Origin of the sequence: Leifsonia sp. CL147, from assembly GCF_900114565.1 — a bacterium.
In the GTDB taxonomy this organism is placed as follows: Bacteria; Actinomycetota; Actinomycetes; order Actinomycetales; family Microbacteriaceae; genus Leifsonia.
In genome coordinates this window covers 493,269-508,832 of the sequence record NZ_FOTM01000001.1, presented here as the reverse complement: position 1 = coordinate 508,832, position 15,564 = coordinate 493,269, and the positions used below count along the sequence as shown (strand labels likewise).

The following is a 15,564-nucleotide window of genomic DNA, read 5'->3' as shown; positions in this document are numbered from 1 at the left end:
ATGCGCTGCTCGTTCTCTGGCCCGCTGCTGTTCCAACCAGGCTCGCCTCCCGGGATGTGTCATAGCCCTAGCCTGCCGCGGAAACAGGCTCCGCTCGATATCGCCCTCGAAAACCGCCGTCGACCACCGCCGGATCTTGTCCCTGGAGATGCTGCGCGCCTGCAACCACGCCAGCTTCGTCCCATGCGGTTGCAAGTGATACTCATGCACCACCTCGCGGATCTCCTCCGCAGTAAAACCCGTTGTGACTCCCAAAACAGAACCCTCCCAAACCGAGCCAACCTGACTCACAACCAGCCTGGCAAAGAGGGATTCGTGACGAATGTCGGCCTGGGGAGTGGCGATGAAGCTCGTTTAGGCTCGGGGTATGCCCGCGCGTGACGATAGACCCGTGCGCGCGGTCGTCTTCGACCTGTACGACACGGTCGTGTTCGTCGATCCGGTGCGTCGCGAGCGCCATCAGGAGGAGCTCGCCCGGCAGCTCGGGATGACGACTCGCGCCTTCCTCTCGCACTGGCAGGCGACCAGTGCGGCGAGCAACCGGGGAGAGATCGGACCGACCGAGGATCGCTTCCGCGAGGTGATGGCGCGGGCGGGAGTGGCGCACGCCGACCCCGCCCGGCTCGCCGAGGCCGAGCACGCCTTCCTCCGGACCGCGGCGACGCCGATCGCCGGGATGGACACCCTGCTCGCCGAGTTGCGATCCGCCGGAATCCGCCTCGGCCTGTTGAGCAACTGCTCGGCCAGCGCCACCCACACGCTCGAGGCGGCGTGTCCCGTGGATGCGTTCGACGCCGTCGCCCTCTCCTGCGAGGCGGGACTCGTGAAACCCGACCCGCGTTTCTTCCTGCGGCTCTGCGACCGGCTCGGCGTCGAGCCGTCCGCCACGCTCTATATCGCGGACGGCGTAGGCGGCGAACTCGAGGCCGCGGACGACCTGGGGATGCGCACGGTCCGGGCCGCCTACGCGAACCGTGACGGGACGGCACCGTCCACCACGATGACGGCCCCGTCCGTGGATGCGCTGGCCCGCATCCTCAACAGTCTGCCGGGCTGAGAAGCGCCCCGGCGAGCTACAGCCGGTCTCGCTGGGTCAGGCGATGCATCGGGGTGCGGATGCCGTGAGACAGACCCCCTCATCGTGACGACGCTGCCGCATCCGCTCCCGCCCCGAAGATGACGTCCCGCACTTCGACGCGGCGGTCGGGAACGGTTGTCGGCGCTTCCAGGTGCACGGCGCCGCTCGGCACGATCCCGGCGGCGCCGAATCGTTCCATGACCCGCCATTCCGCCGCGACATCCTCCCCCGAGTGGATGGGCGGCAGGTCCTTCCAGAAGTCGAAGCCCCCGGCCTCCACCAGCGCATCCCTGCGGTAGAGCACGCACCCTCCCAGCCACGCGATCTTGTACGGGAGCCAGCCACCGCGCTCGACGCGCAGCTCCTCCGCGACGTGCACCAGGTTCGCCGCCGCGTGCAGGGAGGCACGCTCGATCGAGGGCTGATCGGTCCGGATGCGCTCGGGCTCGACGGGACCCTCCCACAGCTCGAACGCGGTCCTTTGGTGCGGACGACGGTCGTCGAGGTACGACAGGCCCTGGACGGCGCTGCCGACGAACCCGCAGTCGAGGGCGAGGAGGGCGTTCCGCATCCGTTCGATCGAGCCGGGCTCCAGCCAGACGTCGTCGTCGAGGAAGAGGGAGAGCGGCGCGCTCGACTGGTCCAGCAGGAACTGCCGGTGCTCCGCCAGACCGCGCCGTTCGTGGCGCAGGAGCCGCACCTCCCGACCCTGTGCCCGCAGCACCCGGACCATCGCCTGGACGGCGGGTGCCCGGAGCGCTGCTCCGTCCGGGGACTGGTCGCTCACGACGACCGAGAACGGCGGGTCGTCCTGTGCGCACAAGCCCGCGAGGGTGACCGCCAGCTCGGCGATGCGTCCGATCGTGGGGATCAGCACATCCACCTCGGCCGGGCGCGGTTCCACAGGGAGCCCCCAGTCGCCGGACCACCGCCGGGAAACGGGGGCGGCCCCGGAACCACCGCCGCTGCCGGTGCCCGTGCCGTCGCCATTCATCGCCGCCATTTCGACCGCCTCACGCCGATCCGGCGGCATTCGTCCCCCGCCGCGCCGGCCGCTCCAGCGGCCGCTCCGACCCCCGCTCCAGCGGCCGCTCCGACCGGATGCGCCGGACCACCGCCGTCGTGGAGTGGGCGGGCAGGTAGTCGAGGATGCGCACATCCCCGCCGTACCCGCGGACCACCTCCGTCTCCGCCAGCTCCTCGGCCCGGTAGTCCCCGCCTTTCGCGTAGATGTCCGGCCGGATGCGTTCGATGAGCGGCACGGGGGTATCCGTCTCGAACGTGGTCACGTAGTCGACGCAGCTGAGCGCGGCCAGGACACCGGCACGGTCGGCCACCGGATTGATCGGACGGCCGTCGCCCTTCAGCCGGCGGACCGAGTCGTCGCTGTTGATCGCGACCACCAGGACGTCCCCGAGCCGCTTGGCCTGGTTCAGGAAGGCGGTGTGCCCGCGATGGAGCACGTCGAAGCAGCCGTTGGTGAGCACGATGCGCCTCCCGGCCTTCCGCTGCTCGGAGAGCTGACGGACCAGCTCGTCGCAGTCCAGCGCGTCGTCGGAGAACTGCGCCAGGTGGGCCACGAGGTCGGAGGTCGAGCAGACGGAGGTCCCGAAGCGACTGACCACGACGTCGGCGGCGCACTGGGCGAGATCGAGGCTCGTCGTCAGAGGGAGGCCGCAGGAACGACCGACGGCCAGGGCCGCGACGAACGTGTCGCCTGCGCCCGACGCCTGCTTGTCCGCCGCGGGCTGGGCCCAGGTCCGGTACTGCGTGCCGTCCCGTCCCATCATGACGGTCCCGTCGCGGTCGAGGGTGACGATCACAGAGGCGGCTCCCGTGTCGTGGAAGAGCCGCGGAGCGAGGTCCAGCACGGTGCGCACCCGGTCGGTGGCGGGATCCAGCGGAACCTTCAGCAGCTGCGCCGTCTCCTCGGCGTTCGGGGTGACGATGTCGGGTCTCAGCTCCGCCCAGGGGGACGGGTCGTGCGCATCCACCACGGTCAGCGGCGGACGATCGGTCTGCTCCAGAAGTGCACGCCTGACCGGGCCCGGCAGCATCCCGGTCCGGTAGTCGCAGATCAGTTGGGCCGCCACGCCGGAGGTCGCGCGGCCCACGGCTGCCGCCACCTGCTCGAGCGCCTCCGCCGGGTACTCCCCCGGCTGCGCCTCGTCGAGCCGCGCGAGGACCTGGTCGCCGACGATGATGCGGTTCTTCGTGATCGTCGTGACGCCCGGATGGAGGATCAGACCAGATACGTCGATTCCGGCATGGTCGAGCTCGTCGCGCAGGCGCAGTCCGCTCTCGTCCTCCCCGGCCAGTCCGACGAAGCGCACCCGGGCACCCATCGACGCGACGTTCATCGCGGTGTTCGCCGCCCCGCCGGGGACGAACTGCTTGCGCGTCATGGCGACGACGGGAGCCGGCGCCTCCCGGGCCATCCGCTCGCTGTGCCCGTGCCACCAGCCGTCGAGCATGGCGTCGCCGATGACGGTGATCACGGGCGACATGTAGCGCAGCCGAACCGGGATGTCCGGGGTGAGGGCCGAGCAGATCGACAGGATGGGGTCGCTCCTCATCTCAGTGCTCCTCGTCTGTGCGCAGGCCGGCTGCTCGGGAATCGCTCGGCCGGGAATCGCTCCGCCATGAATCCCTTCGCGGGGCGATGCCGACGTGCACGACTTTCGTGGTGGTCATCTCGTCCAAGAGCTCCGGCCCGTAGCCGTAGCCGCTGCCGCTGTCGCCGCGCGGCTCGGCCGATCCGCCCGGCGCTCCGCCGAAGACCGCGTTGATCTTCACGGTGCCGACCGGGAGCCCGGCGATCGCGCGCTGGGCATTCTCCATCGACCGGGTCAGCACGGTGGCGGTGAGGCCATAGCGGCCGCGGGCGGCCAGCTCCAGCCCTTCCTCGAAGCCACGGACGACCTGGATGGGCGCGACCGGCCCGAAGGTCTCCTCCGACATCACGGGCATCTCCGTGGTGCACCCCGTGAGCACTGTCGGCGGGTAGTAGCTGCCCGGACCGGGCGGGATGGCTCCGCCGCACAGTGCGATCGCCCCACGGGAGAGGGAATCCGCGACCTGTCCGTGCACCTGGAGCCGGAGCGCGTCATCCACCAGGGGGCCCAGCGCGTCCGATTCGTGGAGCCGTTCCGCCTCGCGGACCAGCCCATCCGTGAACTCCGCCGCGATCGCCTCGTGGACGAAGATGCGCTCCACGGAGGTGCACAGCTGCCCGGCGTTTGCGAACGCCCCCAGGGCGGCCTGCGCTGCGGCCCACTCGGGCTCCACATCCGCATCGACGATGAGCGGATCGTTCCCGCCGTTCTCCCGGACCACCCGGCTGCCGGTGAGGGCCGCGGTGCGGGCGATCTGCTCGCCGGCCAGCGTCGAACCGACGTGAGCGATCAGGTCGATCCCGGGATGCTCGGCGAGCGCATTGCCGACCGGTGGGCCGCCGAGCAAGGTCTGGATCACGTCGATCGGGAGCGCCTGCGCGAGGAGCTCGCCCAGGCGCGCTCCGAGATGGGGACAGCGCTCGCTCGGCTTGTGGATGACGGTGTTGCCCGTCACGAGGGCCGCTCCGACAAGGCCGGCGGTCGTGGCGACCGGATCGTTCCACGGTGTCAGGGCGAGGACGACGCCCCGGGGCTCCGGGATCGTGTAGTCGGCGGCATCCACTGCACCACGCAGACTGTGCCCGCGGTGAAGCGGGCCGAGTTCGGCGAACTGCAGCAGCGTCCGGACTCCGGCCCTGACGCCCTCGAGGGCCTCCTCGGTCGGCCGGCCCGTCTCCCGGCTATTGAGCTCGGCCAGCTCCGGAGCGTTCGCGGCGACCAGGCCGGCCGCATGTCGCACCATCGCGCCGCGATCCTCGCTGGGCAGGCGCGACCACGACGTGAAGGCCGCGCCGGCACGGCGGACGGCATCGGCGACCTCGCCGGCTCCGGCGGATCGGACCGTCCCGACCATGCCGCCGTCGCGGGGGTCGGTGATCGTGATCGACTCTCCGTCGAGCTTCGCTTCCAGAATGTGCGTGACGGACACAGCTCCTCCAGTCATCTCGTTCCCACTCACCAGATACCCGCTGGCGGCGAGCCGTACACGTGCATTCGCAGAACTCGTCGAACTCGTTCGGCGGGACCGGTTTGCGGTCGATCGGCGAGGGGAACTGGGCAGGAATGACAGGAGGAGGAGACGTGGCCCGTGCGGCCTCGCGTATGGCTGCGCCGGAGGTGTGGATCGGACCGGCCGGCGGTCGGATCGATGGCGTCGAGCGGATCGCCGTCCTCCGCGGCGGCGGACTCGGGGACCTGCTGTTCGCGTTCCCCGCCCTCTCCTCGCTGGCGGCCGCCTATCCCCGGGCGCGGATCACCCTGCTCGGCACCCCGGCGCACGCGGCACTGCTCGGGTCACGGCCGGGTCCTGTGGACGAGGTGGCGGTGCTGCCGCGGGTCCGCGGCGTCTATCTGCCCGAGGGCGAGGCCGAAGACCCGGCCGGCGCGGACGAGTTCGTCCGGGAGATGCGGGAGAAGCGGTTCGATCTCGCCCTTCAGCTCCACGGCGGCGGGCGGAACTCCAACCCCTTCCTGCTGCGACTCGGCGCCCGGGTCACCGCCGGACTCTGCACCCCGGACGCGGCCCGCCTCGACCGCGTCCTGCCGTACGAGTACTACCAGCACGAATGGATGCGGGCACTCGAGGTGGCCGGGCTCGTCGGTGCTCCGCCGGTCGCGCTCGAACCGCGCATCCACGTCACGCCCCGCGAGCGGGAAGAGGCGTTGAGGTGGGCCCCGCCGCCCGGAGTGTCGTTGGTGGTCGTGCATCCGGGGGCGACGGATCCCCGGCGCCGCTGGCCGGCCGAACGGTTCGCCGAGGTCGCCGCACGGCTGGTGGATGCCGGCGCACGGGTCGTCGTGGTGGGCGACTCGTCGGACGTTCTTCTCGGCGAGCGGATCGTCCGTCTGGCCCGGGATGCCGCTCGCGCAGCCGCCGGAGAGCAGCTCCGGTCGCTCGCCGGCCGCCTGACGCTGAGCGGGCTCGTGGGTCTGCTGAGTGCGGCGGATGCGTTCCTCGGCAACGACAGCGGCCCGCGCCACCTCGCCCAGGCGGTCGGCTGCCCGACCGTCTCGGTGTTCTGGGCGGGCAACGTGATCAACGCCGGCCCGCTCGGGCGGGCCGAGCACCGCATCCATGTCTCCTGGACGACCCGCTGCCCGGCCTGCGGCCGCGACTGCACGTCCGCCGCCGACCGCTGCGCCCACGACGTCTCCTTCGTCGCCCAGGTACCTCCCGCCCCCGTCTACGCCGACCTCGCCCAACTGATCCCGCTCTGATCCCCCCACCGTCGAGTACACGAAGACTGCACGGGACACGCCGGGTCAGCGTGCAAGCATCGTGTACTCGATGGTGGGGGGCGGGGAGGGTTAGGGCCAGGACTCCTCTTGGGCGTGGCAGATGACGAGTTCGCGGACTTCGCAGTCGGCGGGCTGCGACAGGGCGAAGAGGATGGCCGCGGCGACGTTCGCGGGATCGTTCAACCGGGAGTCGTCCTGCGGCTTGTACTGCTCCGAGCGGCCGTCGAAGAAGTGCGTCTTCATCCCGGCGGGGATGATCGTCGTGACGCCGACGGTTCCGCGCAGTTCGGCGGCCAGCGCACGGCTGAACCCGATGACGCCGAACTTGGAGGCGCAGTAGGCGGTCGCCTCCGGGACGGCCTTCAGACCGAGCGACGACGCGACAGTGACGACGCGCCCGTGAGACCGGGTGAGCGCGGGCAGAGCCGCCCGGGTCACGCTCACCGTGCCGAGCAGGTTGACTCGGACGATCCGCTCCCAATCGTCCGCCGCGACCTCGTCGAGCCGTCCGGGCCGGTCGATCCCCGCAGCCGTGACCACCGCATCCAGGCCGCCGAACTCGTCGAGGACCTCGGCGACCGCCTGCTCCACTCCGCGGCTGTCGGACACATCCACCCGGTACTGGGGACGATCGGCGGGCGACGTGTCGCGATCGAAGACGATCGCCGTTCCGCCCGCGTCCTCGACCGCCTGTGCGACGGCGCTCCCCAGGCCGGAGGCGCCTCCGGTGATCAGCACCCGACCGGGTCCCGACTGCTCGTTCCGATTCATATGCGTGCTCCATTCCCTGTCATCGCGACAGCTTGCGAGGTCTCGAGGAGCTTCCGGTAGCACTCCTCGGTCAACCCGGCCACCCGATCCCAGGTGTAGAGGTCGACCGCGCGCCGGCGACCGTTCGCACCGAGACGGCGAGCGAGCGCCGGGTCGGACAGCACCCGGGCGACGGCCGACGCGATCGCCTCCGGATCGCGCGGAGGCACCAGGATGCCGGTGGAACCGTCGACCACCGAGTCGAGCAGACCGCCGACCGCCGCACCGACGACCGGGACGCCGCAGGCCATCGCCTCCAGCGGCACGATGCCGAACGGCTCGTACCAGGGGGCGCAGACGATCGCATCGCACGAACGGATGGTCTCGGGCAGCTCGTCGTGCGGCACGCGTCCCCGGAAGATCACCCGATCCGCGACGCCCAGCTCACTGGCGATCCCCTGGAGGCGCGTCACCTCCGGGTCCTTCTCGCCCGGACCCGGGTCGCCACCGCCGACGATGACGAGTTCGAGGTCGTCCCAGCCGTCGGCGCGCAACCGGGCGAGGGCCTGGATGACGAGGTCGACGCCCTTGCGCGGTACCAGCCTCCCGACCACGCCGATCCGGAACCGTCTGCCTTTCGGGACGGCCGGACCCTCCGGACTGAGCAGCTCCGTGTCCACCCCGCACGGCGCGACGCTGATCGCGGCGGGATCGACACCGAGGGCGCGGAGTTCGGTCACCTCGTCGGAGCACGTCGCCAGCACTCCGTCCACGGACCGCCCGACCCACGGCTCCAGCGTCTCGCGTTCCACGGGACTGGTGTCCTCCGCCTTCTGGTGCCTGCGCTTCACCGTCCCCAGGGCATGGAAGGTCTGGACCACGGGAAGCGGGTTCACGCCGTCGTGCCCCCGGAGTTCGTTCGCGGCGCGGAGCGCGGCGACGCCGGACATCCAGAAGTGCGCATGGATGATGTCCGGTCGGGTCCGGAGGCAGTCCGCGCGGATCCCGGCGGCCAGCGCATCCATATAGGGAAGGAGGTCGTCCTTCGGGATGGAGCGCGCCGGGCCCGCGGTGACGTTCACGACCTCGACGCCGGGCGCGAGGGGCACGCGCTCGCCGAGAACGGCATCGTCCCGCCGCGTATAGACGGTGACGGTGTGCCCGCGTGCGGCGAGTGCGGTGGAGACGGCGGCGACGTGGACGTTCTGGCCGCCGGCGTCGACGCCGCCCAAAACGGCGAGCGGGCTCGCGTGCTCGGAAACCATGGCGATTCTCATGACAACTGTCCGTTCTGTTCGGGGAGGTGGGCGGCGGCGGGGACCGTGGCCGCGGTCCGGGCGGCGGGGCGCACAGCCTCCAGTCGCGGAGCCGCGAGGCGCAGGCACGCCTCCACGGCCTCCGCGGGAGAGACCCCGCTCAGGCACGGATGCCCGGGAACCGGGCACTCCCGTGCGCGCGTCGACCGGCACGGCGCATCCTGGTCGCCCAGCACTTCGACGGGCACCCCGTAGGGCGCCCAGCGGATGGCGGGCAGTACCGGCGAGTACAGGCTGACCACCGGGGTGCCGACCGCGGCAGCGAGATGGGCGGGTCCCGTGTTGCTCACGATCACGGCCGCGGCCTCCGCGAGCACGCCGGCCAGACGGCCGAAATCGGTGCGGCCGCCGAGATCCGTCGCTCGGCCGTCCGCGACATAGCGGGTCAGCTCGCGCTCTCCCGGGCCACCGGTCACGACGACGCGGAGGCCCTGCGCAGTGAGCAGCCGGACCGCTTCCCGGTGATGCCCGGCCGGCCACCGACGGCTCGGGACGGATGCTCCGGGATGCACGACGACGTACGGTCCGGGATCGTCTCCGAGGAGGTCGGCGACGTCGGCCGGGCGCCGCACGTGCAGGCGTCCGTCGTCGTCGGGAGGGAGGCGGTAGCCCGCCGCCGCGGCGATCTCGAGCGCTCTGGTGGGTTCGGGCTGCTCCTCGTCGAGGTCCTCGCCCGGCCGGAGCCGCACATCCAGGAGGCTGCCGGCGTAGTCGACCGACGCCGCCGTGATGCGCCCGACCCCGGCCAGACGGAGCATGAGCGCGAGCGGGAGCGGGGACTGATGGAACGACGTGAGGATGACCGCCTCCTCCGGCACCCGGTCACCGAGGAGCTGCGTCAGTTCGCCGAGGGTCTCGGGCGTCGCAGGAGGAGCCGGGTTGCTGATCCACGGACAGTCCCAGACGAGCACCTCGTGGACTCCGGGCAGCGCACGCGCGGCCGGCTCGCCGTTGGGTCCGCAGAGCAGCGTCACCTCGGCGGAGGCCGCGATGGCGCGGATCGCCGGGCCCGAGACGATCACATCGCCGAGGCTGTCCAGCCGGGCGACGAGCGCGCTGCGGGACGCTGCGCGGCGGGAGGCAGCGGTCGCCTCATCGCCGGTCACCATGCGCCGTCCGTTCCGTCGCCCGGCAGCGGTGGCTCCAGGAGCGACGAGACCGCAGCGTAGACCGACGACGCGACCCGGGGAGCGCGCTGGACCTCCTCCTCACGCGTCCGGCTGGTGGGCACGAGGATGCCGGCCGCACCCGCCGCAATCGCCGCCTCCAGATCGCTGCCGACATCCCCGACGACCACGACCCGCGCGGGGTCGACGCCCATCCGCCGGGCGGCCGAGAGGATCATCCCGGCCCGTGGCTTCCGGCACGCGCACCCGTCCTCCGCGCGGTGCGGGCACACCTCCCACACGTCGAACGGGCCGAGCACCGCATCCACCCGCTCGTTCACCCTGTCCACATCCTCGGGCGACAGGAGGCCGTCCCCGATGGCCGCCTGGTTGGTGACGACGCCCAGACCGACACCGCATTCGCGCGCGAGCGCGACGCCCTCGGCCGCCCCCGGCAGCGGGCGAACGCGTTCGGGATCGGCGTTGCCGGGGACGTCCTCGATCAGGGTGCCGTCGCGGTCGAACAGGACGGCCTCGACACCGGGCATACGGAAACGAGCCATGATGCTGCTGTTCCCCGGAGAAGCGGCGGATAAACGTCCGGCCCCGCGGTCGCCGCATCCCGCGCCCGGCTCGACCCGCGAGTGCTGCGGTCGCCGCATCCCGCACCCGGGTTCGACCGCGAGTGCTGCGGTTCGGAACAATTGCGGTCCGGCGAGCATGCGCATTCGTTACAAACGGCAGCACACACTGCGCGACGGGCAGCGCGGACGGCAGCACACACTGCGCGACGGGCAGCGCGGACGGCAGCGCACACAGCGCGGACGGCCGCGACGGCAGCGCGGACGGCCGGGGAGGTGTACTGGTGGGCGCATGAGACTGCTCGGCGATCCGGACGGGACCCCGGAGGTGCTCGCTCTGCGCGCGCTCAAGCTCGGCGACCTCCTGGTGGCCGTGCCCGCCATCCGGGCGATCAAGCGCGCGCATCCCGATCACCGGCTGATCCTGGCCGTGCCGGGGTGGCTCGATCCGATCCTCGACCTGGTGGAGGGGGTGGATGCGCTCCTGCCGACGCCCGGGCTGGATGCGCCCCTGCGCATCCAGTCCGGGCGCGTCGAAACGGTGGTGAACCTGCACGGCGCGGGGCCGGAGAGCAGGGAGCTTCTGGATGCGCTCGACGCCCGCCGCAAGGTCGGGCATCGTGCCCCCGGCTGGGACGGACCGGAGTGGCTCGACGGAATCCACGAGCGCCTCCGCTGGGCGCGCCTGGTCACCGCGCACGGCATGCCGGCCGACCCGGACGATGTCGCGCTGCGGGACCCGGGCGCGAGCAGCAGACCCGGAGCGGCCGTCGTCCATGTCGGCGCGTTCTACGGCTGCCGGCAGTGGCCGGTCGAGCGCTTCGCCCGGGTGGTCGGCGCACTCGAACGGGACGGGCTGGAGGTCGTGCTCACCGGCAGCGAGGCCGAACGGAACCGGGCGGTCGCCGTCGCCGAACGTGCGGGCCTGCCGGAGAACCGCATCCTGGCCGGCCGGATCGGGCTGCGTGAGTTCGCATCCGTCATCGCCGACGCGAGGATCGTCGTCTCGGCCGACACGGGTGCGGCGCACCTGGCGTCGGCGTACCGGGTTCCGTCGGTCATCATCTTCGGCCCGGCGCCCGTCGAGGAATGGGGTCCGCCGCCTGGACCGCACATCGTCCTGACCGACGCCCGCCTGCGGGTCGGGGACACGTTCGGCGCCGAGCCCGATCCCGCGCTGATGGCGGTTCAGGTGGAGGATGTGCTGCGCGCCGCGTCCGCACTGCTCAGCTGACCGCCCTGCTGCGCCGCGACCGCCCGGCTCAGCCGACCGCGCGCTCCGGCTCCGCCACCACGGCGCTCCGGGCGACCGCCTCGTCCTCCGGGCCCAGCTGCTTCCGGAGATCGGCGAGGATGCGCGTGAGCAGGCGCGAGATCTGCATCTGCGTGACGCCGAGGAGGTCGCCGATCTCCTGCTGGGTCTTGTCCTCGAAGAAGCGCAGGTACAGGATCCGTCGATCCCGCAGGTTCAGCCGCCGGCAGGCGATGCCGAGCGCCGCCATCATCTCCGCGCGTTCGATGCCCGGGTCCGGGCTCGGGATCGTGTCGCCGAGGACCTGGCTGTCCTCGCCCGGCCCGCACGGGGCATCCAGCGACGAGGGCCGAAGACTCTCGTGAGCCGATAGCGCCTCGTTGACCAGAGCGAGATCTTCGCCGAGCGATGACGAGAGCTCGGCCGGGGTCGGCTGGTGTCCCAGCTCCTGGGCCAGCTGCGTTCCCTCCGACGCCAGGCGCGACCGCAGCTGCTGGACCGGCCGGGGCGGACGGATGAACCAGCCGAGATCGCGGAAGTACCGCTTGATCTCGCCCGAGATGGTGGGGACGGCGTAGAGGGCGAAGTCGTCGCACTTGCGCCGGTCGAAGTGATGAGCGGCCTTCACGAGACCCAGATACGCGACCTGCTGGAGGTCGCCGGTGTCGTGCCGGCCGTGGGAGTAGCGGTGGGCGATCGCCTCCGCCAGGCCGAGGTTGCCGAGGACGAGCTCGTTGACGATCTCCGGCTCGGGGCGGGGATCGGACGCGGAGACCTGCTCTTCGGATCGGTCGTCGATGCGCACGGGAAGTCCTCCTTCGGCTGTGTCCGGTCGTGAATCGCCGCGGGCGGATCCGTCGTCGCGGGTGCCGCCTCGCCTGGCCTCGTCACGAGAAGACGCCCGCTTCCCGGCGAAATCAAGCCGAGAGGAGAAGAAGGAGGACCGGTTGACGAAGCGCTCGCTCGGTGCTTCCCTCTGCCGGCCCCGTGAACGCAGAGCCAGGACCCGGCACGAGGGCCGGGCCCTGGGTTTCATTTCCCCATACCCGTAGCTACGGGGTCTCGGAAGCTGCCGCTCACAGTACCCCGCGTGCGGCGGAGCTCAAGCGGCCTCCGGCTGAAGCACCGGCGACGCAGCGAGCGAAGCGATCCGGGCGGCGTCCCTCCCGACGCCGTGCACCATGGCCGACGCCATCGAGGTCAGGAAGTGCAGGCCGACGAAGTACAGCCCCGGCACCTCGGGGACCACCCCGCGATCGTGCCGCGGCTCGCCGCGGTCATCGAGGATGGGAAGCCGGATCCAGTCGAATCCCGGATCGTAGCCGCTGCACCAGACGATGTTCGTCACCTCCAGAGCTGCGCCGTCCACGACCGGCAGTCCGTCGCGCGCACCGGTCACGCGCGCGGCACGGACGACCCCGAGACGCTCCAGGTCGCGCGCCTTCACGCGGATGAGGGGGACGCCGCGCCTCATGACCTTCGGCCGGACGCGGCGCCCCACGGGCGTGTTCACGGACAGGAGGTGCGGGAACACCACGCCGTTGAGGGCATGCACGAGGAGGTGCCGGTTCAGGAACCCGGTGTACGAGCCGGGTACTTCACCCGTGCTCGGGCCCGCGAGGACCACCTCGTGGTCGGCGCGGAGATCTTTGGCGATCTCCGCCCCGGAGTTGCCGGCGCCGACGAGGAGCACTCTGCCCGGCAGAAGCTGTGCGGGACTCGTGTAGGCGACGGCGTGCAGCTGCCGGATCCCGGCATCCAGTTCGGAGGCGAAGGCCGGGATGCGCGGTCGCTGATAATTCGACATCGCGACGATCACCCGGGCCGCACGGAAGGCGCCGGCTGCCGTCTCGGCGGTGAACACGTCGCCGTCGCGGCTCAAGGCGGTCACCCGCCGGCCGGTCAGAACCGGCAGGCCGAACCGGGCCGCGTAGGACTCCAGGTAACCCGCCATCTCATCCTTCGAGGGGCTTCCGGCAGGGTCGCCGGGCATCCGCATCCCGTCGAGGCCGTCGTAGCGGCGGGGCGTGAACAGCTCGAGACTGTCCCACCTGCTTCTCCAGGCGTCGCCGATGCGGTCCCGGCCGTCGAGCACGAGATGCTCGACCCCCAGCCGGCGGAGGTGGTACGAGACGGAGAGTCCGGCCTGGCCTCCGCCGATGACGAGCGTGTCTGTCGTGGTGTCCATGCGCTCACGGTAGGTTTCACGCGCGTGGGTGCGCATCGGCGTATCGGGCCGGACTCGGCGCCGGGGATGGGTATTTCCACCCAGCCGGGACGGCTCAGACGTGGAGCAGGTCGTGCTCGTACGCGTACGCTGTGGCCGCCGCGCGAGAAGGGACGCCCAGCTTCGCGAGGATGTTGCTCACGTGGCGGTCCACGGTCCGCGCGCTGAGCCCGAGCCGCTGCGCGATCTCCTTGTTCGTGATCCCGGTCGCCGCGAGCCGGAGCACCTCCGCCTCGCGCGGGCTCAGGATGCTGGGCCCCGCGGGGTCACTCCGGTCCCGAGCGCCGAGGGGGCCGGGCGCACCGGGCGCACCGAATGGGCCGAGCACGCCGGGAGCACCCGCCGCGCCGAGCGCCTCGAACGCGGACCGGGCGGTCTCTCGCTGCATCCGCGCGCCCTCCGCGTCGCCGAGCGCGTCGAACGCCTCGGCCAGGAGCAGGCGTGCGCGCGCTTCGTCGTAGAGGGCACCGAGCTCCTGCCATCCGGCGAGCGCCTGCGTGAGCGGATCCACGGCCGCCGCCGGGTCTCCACCGGCCAGCAGGATGCGGCCCGCGGCGTGCGCCGCCTCGGCCCGGAGGACCGGAGTCGCGAAGCGCTCGGAGATCGACGCCAGTTCTCGTGCGGCAGCGGCCGCCTCGTCGTCGCGGCCGTCCGCCTGGAGGATCTCGACCGCTGCGGGCAGGAGCCGCGCCCGTCCCAGCGGGCTGGACGTCGTGCCGAGAGCCCGCCCGATTCCGGCGGCCGCCGTCGCGACGTCTCCCTGGACGAGCCGGAGGAGGGCCAGTCCGGGCTGCGGATCCACGCCCCCGGCGGCTGCGGCCGCGTAGTGCGCTTCGGCGTCCGGGTACGCACCGCGCAGGCGGAGCACCTCGGCCGTCTCGTAAGCGGCGCCGGCGCGCTCGCGCCGGTCCGCGGCCGGAGCCGTCGCGACCCGGTCCGCCTCCTTCAGCGCGGCATCCCACTCCCCCGCAAACAGGAACAACCCGGCCCGGTGAACACGACAGGTGCCGTTGAACGTAGCGAGCTGCGCCTGCGAATCGCACCACTCGCCCAGGACCGCCGACCACTCCCGTGCTCGGTCCACGGCGAAGACACGGTCACAGCATCCCAGCACCGCACAGTAGACGAGGCCACGAGTCAGCTCGCCGGCGACGGCCGACGTGGCGGTGAGCATCGCCTCGTCCAGCATCCGGATGCCCGCCTCGACGTCGCCGTCCTCGATCAGCGCCCGCCCGCCGAGCTGGAGGGCCAGAGCCGCAAGATCGGGCTCACCGTGCCGTTCGGCGCAGGCGACCGCCTCCCGGGCGAGGGCGAGCGCCTCCCGGTTGCGGTGCGCCAGGAGCTCCCGGTGGATGCGCGGCACGAGCAGGTATCCCTGCTGCACGCAGTCGCCGTGGCGGTCGGCGAGCTCCCGCGCACGTTCGAGCCAGGCCTGGGCGCGGCCGGCCTCACCGAGGGAGAACAGCCGGAAGCCCAGCCAGAACGCGCAGTCCGCAGCGGTGAGCTCCTCGCCGGCGGCCAGCGAAAGCCCGTAGCCGCGTTCGAGCAGCGCGAAGGCCTCCGGGTCGCGGGCGGTCAGAGCGGCGGAGCGCGCGTACCGGGTGAGGTCGACCAGCCCGAGGGGTGCGGATGCCGCATCCGCGGCGGCGTCCGAGGCGTCTGCGCCGGCGGCCGCGTCGGCGTCGGCGTCGATTGCGCCGGCGGCCGCGTGGGCGTCCGAGGCGGCGTCCGAAGCGGCGCTCGCGTCGGCCTGCGCGAAGAGGGCGTACGCGTCCTCCCAGCGCCGGCTCGCGAAAGCCGTGCGGGCCTCGCTCAGGGCGTCCGCCATCCACTCATTATGACGCCGGCGTTGCGTCCGGCGCTCCTCCTCCGCCGTCACAGAAAGAGGGAGGAAGGAGCG

General features: G+C 72.0%; 13 protein-coding genes. 3 read left to right on the top strand and 10 right to left on the bottom strand.

Translation table 11 applies throughout. The features are described 5' to 3' along the window. Positions 1-367 precede the first annotated feature (367 nt). Positions 368-1,057: an HAD family hydrolase gene (locus BM287_RS02325; protein ID WP_090034526.1), complete on the top strand. Its 690-nt coding sequence runs from the start codon at positions 368-370 to the stop codon at positions 1,055-1,057. 79 nt (positions 1,058-1,136) lie between these two features. On the opposite strand, the gene BM287_RS02320 is transcribed toward BM287_RS02325, so the two are convergent. Genes BM287_RS02320 through BM287_RS02310 form a run of 3 tightly spaced genes read right to left on the bottom strand, consistent with a single transcriptional unit; the run spans position 1,137 to position 5,137 of the window. After that, positions 1,137-2,081, bottom strand: a complete 945-nt coding sequence (locus BM287_RS02320; protein ID WP_244527826.1) for a glycosyltransferase family A protein — start codon at positions 2,079-2,081, stop codon at positions 1,137-1,139. Positions 2,082-2,091: 10 nt separating this feature from the next. Then, positions 2,092-3,654, bottom strand: a complete 1,563-nt coding sequence (gene rfaE2, locus BM287_RS02315) for a D-glycero-beta-D-manno-heptose 1-phosphate adenylyltransferase (protein WP_090034530.1) — start codon at positions 3,652-3,654, stop codon at positions 2,092-2,094. 1 nt (position 3,655) lies between these two features. Beyond that, a complete protein-coding gene (locus BM287_RS02310; protein ID WP_090034533.1) occupies positions 3,656-5,137 on the bottom strand; it encodes an aldehyde dehydrogenase family protein in 1,482 nt (493 codons plus the stop codon). A 137-nt stretch (positions 5,138-5,274) separates the two neighbouring features. Here BM287_RS02310 and BM287_RS02305 point away from each other — a divergent pair, with 137 nt between their 5' ends. After that, complete coding sequence (locus BM287_RS02305) at positions 5,275-6,411, top strand: glycosyltransferase family 9 protein (RefSeq protein WP_244527825.1); 1,137 nt, start codon at positions 5,275-5,277, stop codon at positions 6,409-6,411. 90 nt (positions 6,412-6,501) lie between these two features. On the opposite strand, the gene BM287_RS02300 is transcribed toward BM287_RS02305, so the two are convergent. Genes BM287_RS02300 through BM287_RS02285 form a run of 4 tightly spaced genes read right to left on the bottom strand, consistent with a single transcriptional unit; the run spans position 6,502 to position 10,167 of the window. Further along, positions 6,502-7,203 (bottom strand): SDR family oxidoreductase, encoded by a 702-nt coding sequence (locus BM287_RS02300; RefSeq protein ID WP_090034536.1) that lies wholly within the window; start codon positions 7,201-7,203, stop codon positions 6,502-6,504. Beyond that, positions 7,200-8,459, bottom strand: coding sequence for a glycosyltransferase (locus BM287_RS02295; protein WP_090034539.1), 1,260 nt, complete (start codon positions 8,457-8,459; stop codon positions 7,200-7,202). The genes BM287_RS02300 and BM287_RS02295 overlap by 4 nt, the downstream gene beginning before the upstream one ends. After that, positions 8,456-9,607: a glycosyltransferase family 9 protein gene (locus BM287_RS02290; RefSeq protein WP_090034544.1), complete on the bottom strand. Its 1,152-nt coding sequence runs from the start codon at positions 9,605-9,607 to the stop codon at positions 8,456-8,458. Before BM287_RS02290 ends, BM287_RS02295 begins: the two co-directional genes overlap by 4 nt. After that, positions 9,601-10,167: an HAD-IIIA family hydrolase gene (locus BM287_RS02285; protein ID WP_090034547.1), complete on the bottom strand. Its 567-nt coding sequence runs from the start codon at positions 10,165-10,167 to the stop codon at positions 9,601-9,603. Before BM287_RS02285 ends, BM287_RS02290 begins: the two co-directional genes overlap by 7 nt. 310 nt (positions 10,168-10,477) lie before the next feature. Here BM287_RS02285 and BM287_RS02280 point away from each other — a divergent pair, with 310 nt between their 5' ends. Beyond that, the gene (locus BM287_RS02280) at positions 10,478-11,419 is read left to right on the top strand and encodes a glycosyltransferase family 9 protein (RefSeq protein ID WP_090034551.1); all 942 of its coding nucleotides are present in this window, start codon (positions 10,478-10,480) and stop codon (positions 11,417-11,419) included. Between the two features lie 28 nt (positions 11,420-11,447). Here the strand turns inward: BM287_RS02280 and BM287_RS02275 are convergent, their stop codons facing one another. The 3 genes from BM287_RS02275 to BM287_RS02265 form a co-directional block, all read right to left on the bottom strand. Next, entirely contained in the window at positions 11,448-12,242 is a 795-nt protein-coding gene (locus BM287_RS02275) for a sigma-70 family RNA polymerase sigma factor (RefSeq protein ID WP_170857393.1), read from the bottom strand. Positions 12,243-12,539: 297 nt separating this feature from the next. Further along, a complete protein-coding gene (locus BM287_RS02270) occupies positions 12,540-13,625 on the bottom strand; it encodes a flavin-containing monooxygenase (RefSeq protein ID WP_090035566.1) in 1,086 nt (361 codons plus the stop codon). Positions 13,626-13,719: 94 nt separating this feature from the next. Further along, on the bottom strand, positions 13,720-15,492 hold the full coding sequence (locus BM287_RS02265) for a LuxR C-terminal-related transcriptional regulator (RefSeq protein ID WP_090034558.1): 1,773 nt from the start codon (positions 15,490-15,492) through the stop codon (positions 13,720-13,722). Between the last annotated feature and the right edge of the window lie 72 nt (positions 15,493-15,564).